Here is a 14,871-nt window from a genome sequence, read left to right as displayed (position 1 = left end):
GAAGGCGCTGTCGAACCCGCGGCGGTGCCGGTTGCTCAGGCAGTGGAAGAGGATGCGGCTCCGCCGGATTTCTCAACAGCACTCAGGTGGTGTCCCGCGCGAGAGTCGTTGTGCCGCTGGGGGAACCGCTCAGCGGGGTCTGCCCTCGATGCCGGGGCGCAGCTGCCAGGGGTGCGGGCCTTCGAGCGGCCGGTAGTCGACCCCGAAGGCGTCCAGGCGCGGCAGGTGGTGGTGCGCCAGCCGGTGGCGGAATTCCGCGGGGTCCCGTTCGCGGCTCCAGGCGATCTCGGCGACTGCGCACAGCCGGGGAAAGGCGGAGTAGTCGATGCGGGCGGGGGAGTCGAGCTGCTCGGTCCACACCTGCGCCTGCAGGCCGAGAACGTCCTCGGTCGGCGGCTCGTAGTCGTAGACGTTCTCCAGCGTGTTGAGGTAACCGACGGGGATGGGTTCGCTGGGATCGTCGGACTGCCGGTGGTCGAGGTAGAAGTGCGTTTCCGGGCACAGCACCACGTCGTTGCCCTGTTCCCCGGCGCGGGTCACGGCCTGCGCGTCCTGCCAGGTCAGCACGATGGTCTGCTGCGGAAGGGAGACGAGGTGCATCGCGTCGTCCCACGCCGAGGTGCGTCTGCCCTGGTTGTGCACGTGCTCGATCAGCCGTCGCAGCAGCGCGCCGTGCGCCGGGGTGGCGCCGGGGACCTCGTCGCCGCCGAGGCAGATCACCGGTGACGGGAACACCGACATCACGTGGTCCAGCACGTCGCGGAAGAAGTCGACCGTGGCCCTTCGGGGCGCCAGGATCCGCTCGCTGACGCCCCACGAGTCCCACACCTCCACGGGACCCCCGGTGCCCAGGTCGGGGTAGGCGGCGATGGCGGCCTGGCTGTGGCCGGGCACGTCGATCTCGGGCACCACGGTGATGTGGTGCTCGGCGGCGTAGGCGACGATTTCGAGCAGGTCTTCGGTGGTGTAGTAGCCGCCGTGCGGCTGGTGGTCGAACTCCGGGACTTCGCCGCGACCGAGCATGGAGCGCGAGCGCCACGAACCGATGCGGGTCAGCTCCGGGCTGTGCGGGACCTCGATGCGCCAGCCCTGGTCGTCGGTGAGGTGCAGGTGCAGCACGTTGAGCTTGTGCATCGCCAGCAGCTCGATGAACCGCAGGACCTCCCGCTTGGCCACGAAGTGGCGGGCGACGTCGAGGTGGCACCCGCGCCACCCGAACCGCGGGTGGTCCTCGATCACCCCGCACGGCAACGAGATCGGGTCGGGGTTGACGGGTGCGCGGCGGAAGGCGTCCGGTGGCAGCAGCTGGCGCAACGTCTGCGCGGCGTGGTGTGCGGCGGCGGAGTGCTGCGCGGTCACCAGCGCCTGATCGGGGGTGATCTCCAGGCGGTGGCCGCGGACGCCGGGGTCGATGCGGAACTCGATGGTCGGCTTGGCCGCCAGCGGCAGCGGAAGCCCGGTCGCGGCGCCGACGTGCTTGCGGAACCACCGTGCCACGCCCGGCTCGCCGCCGACGCTGGTGCGGACGTCCAGCGGCAGCTGGCCGGAGCCGTAGGTGACCCGGTGGGGACGCGGCAGCAGCGAGTGGAAGCTCATCCCTTCACCGCGCCGGCGAGTCCGGACACGAGGTTGCGCTGGACGAGCACGAAGAAGATCAGGACCGGGATGGTCATCAGCGTGGAACCGGCCATGATCGCGCCCCAATCGTTGCCCTGCGGGCTGAAGAACACCAGGATCGCCATCGGCAGGGTCTGGTTCTCGGTCGCCGAGATGATGAAGGTCTTGGCGAACAGGAAGTCGTTCCAGGCGTGGATGAACGACAGCACGCTGGTGGCGACGAGTCCCGGTGCCACCAGTGGGAAGAGCACCTGCCAGACGAAGCGGGTGCGGCTGGCGCCGTCGAGGGTGGCGGCTTCCTCCAGCTCCACCGGAACGGCGGCGACGAACCCGCGCAGCATCCAGATCGCCAGCGGCAGGCTGAACGCGAGGTGCACCAGCACCAGGGAGCCGAGGTGGTTCAGCCCGAAGGCCGGGACCGCCGAACCGACCTGGCGCATCAGGAAGAACAGCGGGATCGTCAGCGCCTCCACCGGAACCATCTGCGCCACCAGCAGCATCAGCAGCAGCACCGCGCGGCCCCTGATCCGGAACCGGGTCAGCGCCACCGCGGCCAGGAACGACATCAGCAGGGACAGCAGCACCACGGCGCCCGCGACGAGCAGGCTGTTGAGGAAGTACCCGCCCAGACCGTCCACTGTGAACACCCGCCGGAACCCGTCGAGCGTCGGCGCGGTGGTCCAGGGCCGGGGGTCGGTGGATTGCAGCTCGGCCTCCGGTTTGAAGGCCGACAGCACCATCCAGTAGAGCGGGAACGCCACCAGGACCGCGATCACGATCGCCGCGGTGTTGGCCATCATCCGGGAACGCTTCATGACAGGACCTCGTTCCCGCGCTGCGCGCGCAGGTAGAGCAGCGTGATCAGCAGCAGGAGCACGGTCATCACCACGCCGATCGCCGAGCCCAGGCCGTAGTTCGAGGCCGCGAAGGCCTCCTGGTAGGCATAGACGTTGAGCACCATGTTCTGCCCGGTCACCCCGCCGCCGTTGGTCATCACGTAGATCTGCGTGAAGACCTTGAAGTCCCAGATGATCGACTGGATGGTCGCGATGACCAGCACCGGGCGCAGCATCGGCAGCAGGACGCTGCGCGCGGTCCGCCACGCCGAAGCGCCGTCCAGCGCCGCGGCCTCCACCACCTCACCCGGGATCCCGACGAGGCCCGCGTAGGTGGTGACCAGGACGAACGGGAACGAGCACCAGATGACCTCGGCGGCCACCAGGCCGAAGGCGAGGTACTTGTCGTAGGTCCAGGACATGCCTTCGGCGCCGCTGATGCCGACGCCCGTCAGCGCCTCGTTGATCAACCCGAAGTCCTGGTCGAACAGGAACAGCCACACCGTCGACCCGGCCACGGCCGGCGTGGCCCATGCGCCGATGGCGGCCAGGAACAGCAGCATCCGGGGCAGCGGCGCCACCTTGGTGGCCAGCACCGCCAGCCCGATGCCGACGGCGAGGCTGCCCAGCACGCAGAGCGCTGCGAACGCGCAGGTCTGCAGCAGGATCGTCCAGAACTCGGCGTCGCCGAACAGCGCGAGGTAGTTGCCCGCGCCCAGGAACTCCAGCGGCGCACCGCCGGAGGCCTGCGACTGGCCGTACTCGTAGAGCGAGATCTGCACCAGCTGGTACAGCGGGTAGCCCATCATGCCGACGAGCAGCAGCGCCGCCGGTGCCAGGTAGAGCAGCGCCATCATCGGCCTTCGAAGGCCGCGTTCATCTGCGCCGCGGCCTGCTTCGTCGCCTCGGCGACCGGGGTGCCGTTGACGATCTGCTGCACCATGGTCGGCAGCAGGCCTTGCGCGTCGATCTTCGACCACGCCTCGGTGGCGGGCACGAAGTGGGTGCCGCCGCGCAGCGTCATCACGAACGGCGCGGCCGCCGGGTCGTGCTCGGCGACCTCGCCCTGGACGTCGATGAACGTGGGCAGGTTGCCCATCGCGCCGTACATCTTGCGCTGGTACTCCTTGCCCGCCAGCAGCTGGACGAACTCGCGCGCCAGCGTCGCGCGCTGCGAGGAGCCCAGCACCGACAGCAGGTTCCCGCCCGCGAAGGCGGGCGCCACCGAGCCCGCGCGGTCACCGGGCAGCGGCACGACCCCGTACTCGCCCGGCACGCCCGCCTCGACGGCCTTGCGGTTGAAGTCGCCGCCGATGGTCATCGCCGCCTTGCCGGAGGCGAAGGCCTGAACGCTCTGGCTGCCGGTCATGTCGGCGCACTGCTCGGGAGGGCACGCTCCGCTGGTGATGAACTTCGCGTAGGTCTCGATCCCGCGGCGCGCCTCGGGACTGTCGATCGTGGACACCCAGCGCGAACCCTCCTGGCGCGCCACGTCTCCGCCCGCCGCCCAGATGAACGGCATCAGCGCGTAGTGGTACTTGCCGCCGGTGGCGATGCCGTAGAGGTCGGGGCGTCCGGCGCGGATGCGCTGCGCGGTTTCCAGCAGCTCGCCGGTGGTGCGCGGCGGCTGGAGGCCGAGCTCGTCGAAGACGTCGGTGCGGTAGTACAGCGCCCGCACCCCGGTGTACCACGGAACGCCGAAGACCTTGCCCTCCACCCGCGCGGTGTCCAGTGCGGACGGGGAGAGGTCGGCGGATTCGGGCCACTGCGGCAGCTTCTCGGTGAGGTCGCTGAGCCCGCCCGCCGCGACGTAGCCCGCGAGGTCGGTGTTGCCGACTTCAGCGACGTCGGGTGCGCTGGCGGGATCGTTGAACGCGCCGGTGAAGCGCTCGGACCGCGTCTCCACCGCGATGTACTGGACGTCGACCTCCACGCCGGGGTGCTCGCGCTCGAACCGCGCGACCGCCTCGTCCACGGTGGCCTGCTTGGGCGCTCGGTTGGCCTCGTCGAACAGCCAGACGCGCAGCGTTCCGGTGCGCTCGTCGACCGCGGGTCCCGCCTGCTGGACCTGGGGTGGTCCGCAGGCGGTGAGCAGCGCGGCGACGGCGGCGACTAAGACGGCTTTTCCTGCGCGCATGGCTGGTCTCCGGTGTGCTGCTCGGATCGCCGCTCCCGGCGGTGGGAGGAGGTTCACCTCCCGGCGAACGCTCCTGGTGGCGCTTGGACTCGATGATCCGATGTGTGGAAGTGCCTGATATCGCTGGCGAAACGTCGATAAGTACATTGTGGACTTAATGCCCCGGGGGAGCGGATCACCACGAGGTGTCCGCTCGACCGGGATGAGTGCGGGGAGCGGGTTCAGCCGTGGAAGGTGATGACCGCGACCGAGGGGCACGCGTAGCTGTCCGGGGTCGGGGTCAGCGCGCCCGTGTTGGTGTCGCGTGCCAGGCGGGTGACGGTGCCCGCGCGCTGGTTGGCCACGAACAGCGAGGTCTCCTCGGGGTCCAGCGCGAAGTGCCGCGGCCAGTTCCCGCCGGTGGGCGTGGCGGCCTGGAACACCAGCGAGCCGTTGTCCACGGCGAACGTGGCGATGGTGTCGTCACCCCGGTTGGAGGCGTAGACGAACTGGCCGTCGCGGGAGATCGCGATCTCGGCTGGAGCGTTGTCCCCGCCGGCATCCGGTGCCCGGCTGCTGATGACCTGCCCGGCGGTGAGGTTGCCGGTCTTCGGGTCCCACGCGAGCACGGTGATCGTGGAGTTCAGCTCGGCCAGCAGGTAGGCGGTGGTGCCCTTGAACACGAGGTGGCGCGGCCCGGTCCCGGCCGGGAGCGTGAGCTGCTGGTGCTGGGTGAGCTTCCCGGCGTCGAAGGCGTGGACGAACACGGAGTCGGCTCCGAGATCGACGGCCACGACCCACTTCCCGCTGGGGTCCACGACGACCTGGTGCGCGTGCGGCTCCGCGCCGGGGTGCTTCACCAGGGCGGTGTTCTCGCCGATGCTCCCGTCGGGGTTGCGGCGGTGCACGGCCACGGTCCCGTCCCCGTAGTTCGCGGTGAACAGGAACTCGCCGCTCGGGTGCACCGACAGGTGGGTCGGCGAGTTCCCGCCGCTCGGGGCGGTGTTGATCACCCGCGGTTCGTGGGTGCTCACGTCGATCGCGGTGATCGTGCCCTGTTCCTGCTCGTTGGTCGCGTACAGGAACTTGTGGTCCGGCGACCAGGCGAAGAACGACGCGTCGGCGACCCCGTCCAGGGTGCCGGAGGGGGCGAGGAGACCGTTCATGTCCCGCATCGCGATGTCCACGCCCCGGCCGGCGGGCTGCGAGCTGGTGTAACTGCCGATGAAGGTCATCAGGCCATCGTGCGCCTGGTGCACCTGGTGCGCTGCGGCGGCGGTCTGCCGCCCGGCGGCGGTGGCGCAGCCTGCGGTCGCCCCGGCGACGCCCAGCGCCCCGAGCGCGCTCAAGAAACCACGACGCGAAAACGAGCTACCAACCACGGCGTTCTCCCAGGTGGACGACAGAGCAGAAGCGAAGTCTGCCGCAACGCCCAACAGGTGGACTAGACCAAAATGGCCTAACCGGTCCGCGACCAATGGCGCTAAACCCGGATATGGTTCACATGCGGTGGCGATTTCGCGAAATCGCCTCTCCGCGTGGCGGACTCGGCGTCCTCAGCTGAGGACGAGCGAGAGCCCGGCGGCCATCCCGAACGCCACCAGCGACAGCAAGGTCTCCAGCACGGTCCAGGTCTTGAGCATGTCGCTGACCGGGATGCCGAAGTAGCGCGAGATGATCCAGAACCCGCCGTCGTTGACGTGCGAAGCGATGATCGAGCCGGCGGCGATCGCGACCGCGATCAGCGCGAGCTGCGCCTGGGAGAGCCCGGCCGACCCCACCAGCGGAGCCACGATCCCGCCCGTGGTCACGATCGCCACGGTCGCCGAGCCCTGCGCGATCCGCAGCCCGCTGCTGATCACGTAGGCCGACACGATCATCGGTAAGCCCACGCCCTGCAGCGAACCGGCCAGCGCGTCGCCGACGCCCGTCTCGGCGAGCACCTTGCCGAAGAACCCGCCCGCGCCGACGACCAGCAGCAGCATCCCCAGCGGCCGGAGCGCGCCGCTGGTCAGCTCGGACAGGTCCCGGCCCGTCATGCCGCGCCGGGTGCCCAGCAGCCAGAACGACAGCAGCACGGCGATCGTCAGCGCCACGGTCGGGTTCCCGAGGAAGGTCAGCACCGACAGCAGGCCGCTGCCCTTCGGCAGCGTGATGCTGCCGAAGGTGGCGCCGAGGATCAGCACCATCGGCAACCCGATGATGAGCGCGACGATCCCGAGCGAGGGGTCCTCGCGGCCCTCGCGCTTGGCGGCGAGCTCGTCGGCGGTGGCGAGCATGTCGGCGGGAACGGGCAGGTGGATTCGCTTGCCGATCCACACCGGGTAGAGCAGGCCCGCCACGGCGAACGCCGGGAGGCCGCAGGCGAGTCCCATCAGGATGATCCAGCCGAGGTCGACGCCGAGAAGCCCCGCGGCCACCACAGGGCCGGGGTGCGGCGGCAGGAACGCGTGGGTCATCGACAGACCGGCGACCAGGGGGAGGCAGTAGATCAGGATCGAGCGCTTGCCCTGCCGCGCCACCACGTAGACCAGCGGCGCGAGCACGAAGATCCCGATGTCGAAGAACACCGGGATGCCGAAGATCAGGCCCGAGAGACCCATGGCCAGCGGAGCCCGGTTCTCGCCGAAGGCCGCCAGCAGCTTGCGGGTCAGCAGCTGCGCGCCACCCGAGGCCTCCAGCATCGAGCCGAGGATGGTGCCGAGCCCGATGATGGCCGTGATGTGGCCCAGGATGCTGGCGAAACCGCCCTCCAGCAGGGAATCGCTGCTCTTCTGCGCGGTGCCGACGATGTCCTCGACGGGCAGCCCGGCGGCCAGCGCGATGAGCAGTCCGGTGACCAGCAGTGCGATGAACGGTTCGATCCGGAAGCGGATGATCATCACCAGTAGCACCGCGATCCCGGCGGCGCACAACGTGAGCAGGCCGGACGTGTCGTGCTGCAACCAGTTCAGGAACAACGGTTCCTCCTGCTGACTGTTGAGAGGTTCGTTGGGATCGGGGAAGTTCTCATGAAAACTTCCCCGACATCGACAAGCTCCTAGCGGAGCTCCGCACGGCCCTTGCGCAGCGCGCGCCCGGGCAGGGCATCGGTCCGGTGACCGTCCTCGATCACCGGAACGCCGTTGACCAGGACGTGGGGTATGCCGACGGCCTGCTGCCGGGGTTCGTCGAAGGTGGCGGTGTCGCGGACGGTGTCGGGGTCGAACAGGACGAGGTCGGCGACCTGCCCTTCCCGGACGCGCCCCCGGTCGGTGAGCCCGAGCCGGTCGGCCGGGCGGGAGGTCATGTTCCGCACGCACTCCTCCAGCCCCAGCACGCCGAGCTCGCGCACGTAGTGGCCGAGGTAGCGGGGGAAGGTGCCCCACGCGCGCGGGTGCGGGCGCGCACCGGTCAGCAGCCCGTCGCTGCCCGCGGTGTGGGTGCGGTGGCGCATGATCGCCCGGACGTTGTCCTCGTGACCGACGTGCATCAGGCAGGACGCGGCGAGCTGCTCGGAGATGAGCACGTCCAGGTAGAACTCGGTGGGCTGCGCCCCGGCGGCCATCGCCGAGGAGGCGACGCTGCGGCCGACGAGGTGGGCGTTGCCGGGCTCGCGGACGCCGTTGATCTCGATGGTGTCCCAGTCGACCGGAACGCCGTGGCACCCGTCGGAACCGTCGACCTCCAGCACCTGGCGAATCCGCTGCCGCTGCGCGGGATCCCGCAACCGGTCGAGCGTCGCGTCGACACCGCCCGCCATCGCCCAGCTCGGCAGCAGCGCGTGCAGCGAGGTGCTGCCCGGCAGGTACGGGTAGGTGTCGAGGGTGATGTCGCAGCCGTGGTCCAGCGCCTCGTCGAGCATGGCCAGCAGCTCACCGGCCCGCCCGGCGTTGACGCCGAAGTTCATCGTCGCGTGCGCCAGGTGCAACGGGCAGCCGGAGGTGCGGCTGACCTCGATCATCTCGGCGTAGGCCGCGAGCGCACCGGCGCCGTAGCTGCGGTGGTGCGGGCTGTAGTAGCCGCCGCGGGAGGCCACGACCTCGCACAGCGCGGCCAGTTCCGCCGTGTCGGCGTACATCCCGGGCGTGTAGGTGAGTCCGGAGGACATGCCGAAAGCGCCCTGGGCGAGCGATTCGGCGAGCACCTCGCGCATCCGGTCGAGCTCGTCGCCGGTGACCGGCCGGTCCTCGTAGCCCGCGCACAGCAGACGCAGCGTGCCCTGCGGCACGAGGTAGGCGGCGTTGGTGGCGATGCCGGTGTCGAGCCGGTCGAGGTATTCGGCGACGCTGCGCCAGTTCCAGTCGAAACCGGGCGGGTCGTCGTTCCAGCCGGCCAGCTGCGCGCGCAGGGTGGTCAGGGTGGCGTCGTCGACCGGGGCGTAGGAGAGCCCGTCCTGCCCGATGACCTCCAGAGTCACGCCCTGCGAGACCTTCGCGGTGTGGTCGGGTTCGGTCAGCAGCCGCAGGTCCGAATGCGCGTGCATGTCCACGAATCCGGGGGCCAGCACCAGCCCGTCGGCGTCGACGCGGCGGCGCCCGCTCAGCGTCCCGGCCTCGGCGATCTCGGCGATGCGCCCGTTCGCGAGGCCGACGTCGGCGAGGTATTCAGGCCCGCCGTCGCCGTCGACGACTCGCGCGCCGCGAAAGACCATGTCCACAGTGGATCTGTTCCTCCGGTCACACGCCGGGCACTTGGTCTGCACCGGGTGGTCGAATGGTAAGTACCATTCCACGGGAAAGCAATGAAGATCGGTTCCCGCCGAATCTTCGCTTCATGACGCCGAATTCCGTGGAAGGACACCGACATGAGCCGGACCGTGGTGAGCACCGACGCCGCACCGAAGCCGCCGTCGCACATCCCGCTGTCGCAGGGCGTGCGCAAGGGCAACATCCTGCAGGTCTCCGGTCAGACCGCGGTCGACCCGGCGACCGGGAAGGTCGTCGAGGGCGGTGTCGCCGAGCAGACCGAGCAGTGCCTGCGCAACGTCATCGCGATCATCGAGGCCGAGGGCGGATCGCTGCAGGACGTGCTGATGCTGCGCGTGTACCTCACCGACACCTCTCAGTTCGCCGAGATGAACGAGGTCTACGCCCGAGTCGTCGGCGAGCCCTTCCCGGCCCGCACGACCGTCTACGTCGGTCTCCCGGCCGGCCTGCTGTGCGAGATCGACGCGCTAGCCGTCCTGGACTGACCCGTGGTGGGGGAGGTTCTCATGTGAGCTTCCCCCACCGGCACAGCATCTCCGCCTCAGAAGAAGGTGCGCACCAGGTCGGTGACCTCGTCGCCGTCGACGACCGGGATCAGAGTCCACTTGTCCAGCACCGTGCAGGGGTGCGAGAGGCCGAAGCCGACCCAGTCGCCGACGCGAACCTCGGTGTCGGCGAACTTGAGGAACGCGTGCTGGTCGGCCAGCCCCGACAGGTCGCAGGCGCCTTCCGGGAGTTCCAGGAGATCACCGCTCGCGCGTCGGACGACCTGAGGCTCCGGCAGTCCCTGGTCGAACGAGACGTCCCGGCGTCCCATCGTCAGCAGCGCCAGACCCGCCTCCGGCTGCGACACCACCTGGGCCCAGACCCGCATCGCGGGCCGGAACGGCGATTCCGCGCCGGCGAGCCGGTGCTCCCTGCCGAACGGTGAGCGCACCCGGTAGAACCCGTCGTCGTGCAGCAGGTAACCGCCGCTGCGCAGCACCGGCACCACCGGGAGGCCCTCGGGCCACGGCCGGGTCAGCGCTTCGGCGACCTGGTCGAAGTAGGCGCTGCCGCCCGCGCTGACGATCACCTCGTCGAGCCCGTCGAAGTAGCCCGATTCGGCGAATTCCGCCACCAGGCCCCGGAATTCGTTCAGGTAGTCGTCGATCGCCGACAGCGAGGACTTCTCGACGTCGTGCGCGACCTCGCCCTCGTAGCCGGACACCCCGACCAGGCGGAGCCGGGGCTCCGCGGCCACCGCCGCGGCGACCGCGCGGGCTTGGGACACCGTGCGCGCACCGGTCCGCCCTCCGGGGACGCCGAACTCCACCAGCACGTCCACCGGCCTGGTCCCGCCGCGCGCGGCGAGCGCCGAGGCCATCAGCTCGACCCCGCGCAGCGAATCCGCGTAGCAGCAGAAGGAGAAGTCCGGGTCGGAGTCGAGCTCGCCGGACAGCCAGTCCAGGCCGTGCGGGTCGACGAGCTCGTTGGCGAACAGGATCCGCTGCACGCCGAAGGCCCGGTACACCCGCAGCTGCCCGATGTTGGCGGCCGTGATGCCCCACGCGCCGTGCTCCAGCTGCCGCTCGAAGAGGCGCGGAGCCATCGTCGTCTTGCCGTGGGGCGCGATCTTCAGCCCGTGCTCGTCGCACCAGGCGGCCATGGTGCGCAGGTTGTGCTCCATCGCCGCGTCGTCGAGGGTCAGCAGCGGGCCGGTGAACCCGGCCTCCCGCAGCGTCGGCCGACCGGTCAGGAACTCGCCGACGGTCTTGCCGGACGCGCTCGCCGGCATCCCCTTGAACCGCCAGTCGATGGTCTCGTCGCGCAGCGCGCGGACCGCCTCGGTGTTGATCCCTGCTCCGGGCACGGACAGCCTCCTATTGCACATGTTGCAACGAATGTTGCGCAACGAACGACTCCGGTGTGTAGCATTGCCCGCTTCGTCGAGTCAACGAGGAACGGAGACGCCGGTGAGTCAGAGCCTGGAACGCGGACTGGCCGCGCTCACCGCGCTGGCGGAAGGGCCGCAGACCCTCGACGGCCTCGCTCAGCGGCTCGGCGTCCACAAGACGACGGCGATGCGCCTGCTGCGCACGCTGGAGACCGGCCGCTTCGTCCGCCGCGAGGACGTGCACCGGTACCGCTTGGGGAGCGCGGTGTTCGCACTGGCGCACCAGGCGCTCGACGATCTCGACGCGCGCGACGTCGCCCGGCCGTTCCTGACGGCGCTGGGGGAGCGCAGCGGGCACACCGTTCACCTGGCGACCCTCGACGACGACCAGGTCGTCTACGTCGACAAGGTCGACAGCGTGCACCCGGTCCGGATGTACTCGCGCATCGGTCGCCGCGCGCCGCTGCACTGCACGGCCGTCGGCAAGGTCCTGGTCGCCGACATGCCGCAGCAGCGGCGGGAACGCCTCGCGCAGCGGATCACCTACCCGAAGCTCACGCCGAGCACGATCGACTCGTCCGCGCGCTACCTGGCGGAGCTCGAACGCGTGCGCGCGCAGGGCTACTCCACCGACCGCAGCGAGCACGAGGAGTTCACGCACTGCATCGCGGCTCCGGTCCGCAACCACCGGGGGGAGGCGGTCGCCGCGATGTCTCTCTCGGTGCCGAAGGTCCTGCTCCCGTGGGAGGACCTGCTCGGCTGGTTGGGAGATCTCCGCAGCACGGCGGCGGAGATCTCCCGGGAGCTGGGGAACCGTCAGTAGACGGGGCCGGTGTACTTCTCGCCCGGCCCCTGACCCGGGGCGTCCGGGTGGGTGGAGGACTCGCGGAAGGCGCGCTGCAGGGACTGCAGGCCCTCGCGCAGCGGACCGGCGTGCGGTCCGAGGTACTCCACCGACGCGGTGATCAGACCGGCCAGGCCGGTGATCAGGCGGCGGGCCTCGTCGAGGTCGCGCACCGGGGCGGAGTCGGGGTCCTCGTCGGCGAGCCCGAGCTTCTCCGCCGCCGCGGACATGAGCATCACCGCAGCGCGGCTGATCACCTCGACGCTGGGAACATCGGAGAGGTCGCGTACGTTGAGGTCGACATCCGCGTCGTGTGCCGGTTCACCGGCACCGGTCGTGGCGTTCGGGGGAGTGGTTGGCTGCGGTTCGGTCACGCCTGCTACCCTGACACGCACGACCAGCCCCCGCTGCGGCGGGGGCGGCAAAGTGGAGCCCCGCTCCCACCCGAGCAGCCGTCGAGGCCGCCGGGTTCCGGTCCTGTCGATGTCGCTGTGCGGCGTCGGTGGTGCGAACGGTATCGGCTGATACCGGTTCGATCGGTTTGGAGTCAGGGTCCCGCGGTGTCCGCGCAATGCGGAAGCCGACGGGACCTTTGCATTCCGGGGTGAGCTCTACACGCCGTGGTGTGCAGTACACACAGCCATCGAACCGAGGAGGCCCCATCAGCTCCGAGACGCGCATCAATGACCGCATCCGGGTTCCGGAAGTCCGCCTGGTCGGACCCAACGGTGAGCAGGTCGGGATCGTCCGCATCGAGGACGCCCTGCGCCTGGCCCAGGAAGCGGATCTGGACCTTGTCGAGGTCGCCCCGCAGGCGCGCCCGCCGGTCTGCAAGCTCATGGACTACGGCAAGTTCAAGTACGAGAGCGCGCAGAAGGCTCGCGAATCGCGTCGCAACCAGCAGCAGACCGTCATCAAGGAGCAGAAGCTCCGGCCGAAGATCGACCCGCACGACTACGAGACGAAGAAGGGCCACGTGTCCCGCTTCCTCGGTCAGGGTCACAAGGTCAAGGTGACGATCATGTTCCGCGGTCGTGAGCAGTCGCGGCCAGAGCTGGGCTTCCGCCTGTTGCAGCGACTCGCCGACGACGTCGCCGAGCTCGGGTTCATCGAGGCGAACCCGAAGCAGGACGGTCGGAATATGATCATGGTTCTAGCGCCGCACAAGACCAACAAGACCAAGCCCAAGGCCAACGCGTAACCACGCAGCCGCCAGGGCTCGTCATGTGAGGCCGGGTCGGGACGCCGTGCGCCCCCTCCCGGCTCCCGTACGAAACGAGGACGGAAGATGCCGAAGAACAAGACCCACAAGGGCACCTCGAAGCGCTTCAAGGTGACTGGTTCGGGCAAGCTGCGGCGCGAGCAGGCCGGTCGCCGGCACATCCTGGAGAAGAAGTCCAGCCGTGTCACCCGTCGCCTCGAAGGCACGGAAGCGGTCGCCAAGGCCGACGTCAAGCGCATCAACAAGCTGCTGGGTCGCTGACGCCGAAGTCCCCGCTGCACCCCGCAGGGGAGCAGTCGTCCGGCATCACGAACCCTCCAGCCACCCGCATTGGGCGGTCAATCCGCCGCCCCCGATGAGATAACAGGACGGACCCCGTGGCACGCGTCAAGCGGGCGGTCAACGCCCAGAAGAAGCGCCGCACAGTTCTCGAGTCGGCCCGTGGTTACCGCGGTCAGCGCTCTCGGCTGTACCGCAAGGCCAAGGAGCAGATGCTCCACTCGATGACCTACTCCTACCGGGACCGCCGCGCCCGCAAGGGCGAGTTCCGGAAGCTGTGGATCACCCGCATCAACGCGGCGACCCGGCAGCACGGCCTCAGCTACAACAAGTTCGTGCAGGGCCTGAAGGCCGCCGAGGTCGAGGTCGACCGCAAGATCCTGGCGGAGCTCGCCGTCAACGACCCGCAGGCCTTCGAGGCGCTGGTCGACGTGGCGCGCAAGAACCTGCCGGAGAGTGCGGCCTGATCGCCGAAAGCACTTCCGATCCGCGACCCGGGACCGCGCTCACCGAGCGATCGTCCCGGGTCGCGGTCGCTCGTAAGCTCACCCGCCGCGCAGGCCGGGAGAAGGCGGGCGCGTTCCTCGCCGAGGGCTCGCAGGCCGTGGGCGAGGCGCTGACGGCGCACGCCGACGACCGGCTGCGGGTGCGCGACCTGTTCGTCACCGAGCAGCCGCGGCACGCCGAGCTCGCCGAACGGGCGGTCCTGGCCGGAGTGCCGGTGCACGAGGTGACCGACAAGGCGGCGGCATCGCTGTCGGAGACGGTCACCCCGCAGGGCGTGGTCGCGGTCTGCGACCTGCCGCGCACCGAACCGGTGACCGCGCTGGCGCAGCGGCCGAAGCTGGTCGCGGTGCTCGTGGACATCGCCGACCCGGGCAACGCCGGAACGGTGGTGCGCGTGTCGGACGCGGCCGGAGCCGGTGCCGTGCTGTTCGCCGGCGACGCCGTCGACGCCTACAACGGCAAGGCCGTCAGAGCCTCGACGGGCAGCCTGTTCCACCTGCCGGTGGCCCGGGGCCGCGACGTCAGCGCGGTGCTCACCGCCTGCCGGGACGCCGGGCTGCGTCTGGTCGGTGCCGACGGCTACGCCACCGGCGACCTCGACACCGCGGACCGGGCCGGCGAGCTCGCCGAGCCGACCGCGTGGGTGTTCGGCAGCGAGGCGCACGGCCTGTCCGACGAGGTCAAGGCGCAGCTGGACACGACGCTGCGAGTGCCGCTCTACGGTCAGGCGGAGAGCCTCAACCTGGCCACGGCCGCCGCCGTGTGCCTCTACGCTTCGGCGCGTGCGCAGCACCGCTGAGCTCGGGCGGGACGGATCACCGCGAAACGCCGTGGACGCCGTCGCATAGAATTGCCCACGTCAGCTTGCGGCTTCGCACCGAAGAGT

At 70.0% G+C, this 14,871-nt stretch carries 15 protein-coding genes; 6 read left to right on the top strand and 9 right to left on the bottom strand.

What is annotated here, in order from left to right:
• Positions 1-129: 129 nt before the first annotated feature.
• The 7 genes from ACYVF3_RS19825 to ACYVF3_RS19795 form a co-directional block, all read right to left on the bottom strand.
• The gene (locus tag ACYVF3_RS19825; RefSeq protein WP_461155717.1) at positions 130-1,596 is read right to left on the bottom strand and encodes a beta-N-acetylhexosaminidase; all 1,467 of its coding nucleotides are present in this window, start codon (positions 1,594-1,596) and stop codon (positions 130-132) included.
• The gene (locus tag ACYVF3_RS19820; protein ID WP_461155716.1) at positions 1,593-2,432 is read right to left on the bottom strand and encodes a carbohydrate ABC transporter permease; all 840 of its coding nucleotides are present in this window, start codon (positions 2,430-2,432) and stop codon (positions 1,593-1,595) included. Before ACYVF3_RS19820 ends, ACYVF3_RS19825 begins: the two co-directional genes overlap by 4 nt.
• Complete coding sequence (locus ACYVF3_RS19815) at positions 2,429-3,307, bottom strand: carbohydrate ABC transporter permease (protein ID WP_461155715.1); 879 nt, start codon at positions 3,305-3,307, stop codon at positions 2,429-2,431. The genes ACYVF3_RS19820 and ACYVF3_RS19815 overlap by 4 nt, the downstream gene beginning before the upstream one ends.
• A complete protein-coding gene (locus ACYVF3_RS19810; protein WP_461155714.1) occupies positions 3,307-4,590 on the bottom strand; it encodes an extracellular solute-binding protein in 1,284 nt (427 codons plus the stop codon). Before ACYVF3_RS19810 ends, ACYVF3_RS19815 begins: the two co-directional genes overlap by 1 nt.
• A 221-nt stretch (positions 4,591-4,811) precedes the next feature.
• Complete coding sequence (locus tag ACYVF3_RS19805; protein ID WP_461155713.1) at positions 4,812-5,918, bottom strand: lactonase family protein; 1,107 nt, start codon at positions 5,916-5,918, stop codon at positions 4,812-4,814.
• Positions 5,919-6,125: 207 nt separating this feature from the next.
• Complete coding sequence (locus ACYVF3_RS19800) at positions 6,126-7,529, bottom strand: GntP family permease (RefSeq protein ID WP_461155712.1); 1,404 nt, start codon at positions 7,527-7,529, stop codon at positions 6,126-6,128.
• 80 nt (positions 7,530-7,609) lie between these two features.
• Positions 7,610-9,208: an N-acyl-D-amino-acid deacylase family protein gene (locus ACYVF3_RS19795; RefSeq protein WP_461155711.1), complete on the bottom strand. Its 1,599-nt coding sequence runs from the start codon at positions 9,206-9,208 to the stop codon at positions 7,610-7,612.
• 147 nt (positions 9,209-9,355) lie between these two features.
• Here ACYVF3_RS19795 and ACYVF3_RS19790 point away from each other — a divergent pair, with 147 nt between their 5' ends.
• On the top strand, positions 9,356-9,742 hold the full coding sequence (locus ACYVF3_RS19790) for a RidA family protein (RefSeq protein WP_461155710.1): 387 nt from the start codon (positions 9,356-9,358) through the stop codon (positions 9,740-9,742).
• A 56-nt stretch (positions 9,743-9,798) separates the two neighbouring features.
• Here ACYVF3_RS19790 and ACYVF3_RS19785 read toward each other — a convergent pair whose 3' ends face one another.
• Positions 9,799-11,130, bottom strand: a complete 1,332-nt coding sequence (locus tag ACYVF3_RS19785) for an amino acid deaminase (RefSeq protein WP_461155709.1) — start codon at positions 11,128-11,130, stop codon at positions 9,799-9,801.
• A gap of 82 nt (positions 11,131-11,212) precedes the next feature.
• On the opposite strand from ACYVF3_RS19785, the gene ACYVF3_RS19780 reads away from it, so the two are divergent.
• Positions 11,213-11,956, top strand: coding sequence for an IclR family transcriptional regulator (locus tag ACYVF3_RS19780; RefSeq protein ID WP_461155708.1), 744 nt, complete (start codon positions 11,213-11,215; stop codon positions 11,954-11,956).
• Here the strand turns inward: ACYVF3_RS19780 and ACYVF3_RS19775 are convergent.
• Positions 11,950-12,351, bottom strand: a complete 402-nt coding sequence (locus tag ACYVF3_RS19775) for a DUF1844 domain-containing protein (RefSeq protein WP_461155707.1) — start codon at positions 12,349-12,351, stop codon at positions 11,950-11,952. The two genes, ACYVF3_RS19780 and ACYVF3_RS19775, sit on opposite strands and share 7 nt — an antisense overlap.
• A gap of 251 nt (positions 12,352-12,602) precedes the next feature.
• On the opposite strand from ACYVF3_RS19775, the gene infC reads away from it, so the two are divergent.
• The 4 genes from infC to ACYVF3_RS19755 all read left to right on the top strand — a co-directional run bounded on the left by infC (position 12,603) and on the right by ACYVF3_RS19755 (position 14,784).
• Positions 12,603-13,178 (top strand): translation initiation factor IF-3, encoded by a 576-nt coding sequence (infC, locus tag ACYVF3_RS19770; RefSeq protein WP_186459353.1) that lies wholly within the window; start codon positions 12,603-12,605, stop codon positions 13,176-13,178.
• Positions 13,179-13,265: 87 nt separating this feature from the next.
• Positions 13,266-13,460, top strand: a complete 195-nt coding sequence (gene rpmI, locus ACYVF3_RS19765; RefSeq protein WP_093415814.1) for a 50S ribosomal protein L35 — start codon at positions 13,266-13,268, stop codon at positions 13,458-13,460.
• Between the two features lie 116 nt (positions 13,461-13,576).
• Positions 13,577-13,945, top strand: a complete 369-nt coding sequence (gene rplT, locus ACYVF3_RS19760) for a 50S ribosomal protein L20 (protein WP_093415812.1) — start codon at positions 13,577-13,579, stop codon at positions 13,943-13,945.
• On the top strand, positions 13,945-14,784 hold the full coding sequence (locus ACYVF3_RS19755) for a TrmH family RNA methyltransferase (protein WP_461156010.1): 840 nt from the start codon (positions 13,945-13,947) through the stop codon (positions 14,782-14,784). The genes rplT and ACYVF3_RS19755 overlap by 1 nt, the downstream gene beginning before the upstream one ends.
• Positions 14,785-14,871: the final 87 nt, after the last annotated feature.

This window comes from Saccharopolyspora tripterygii (assembly GCF_054778355.1).
This window is presented reverse-complemented; position numbering and strand designations above follow the sequence as displayed.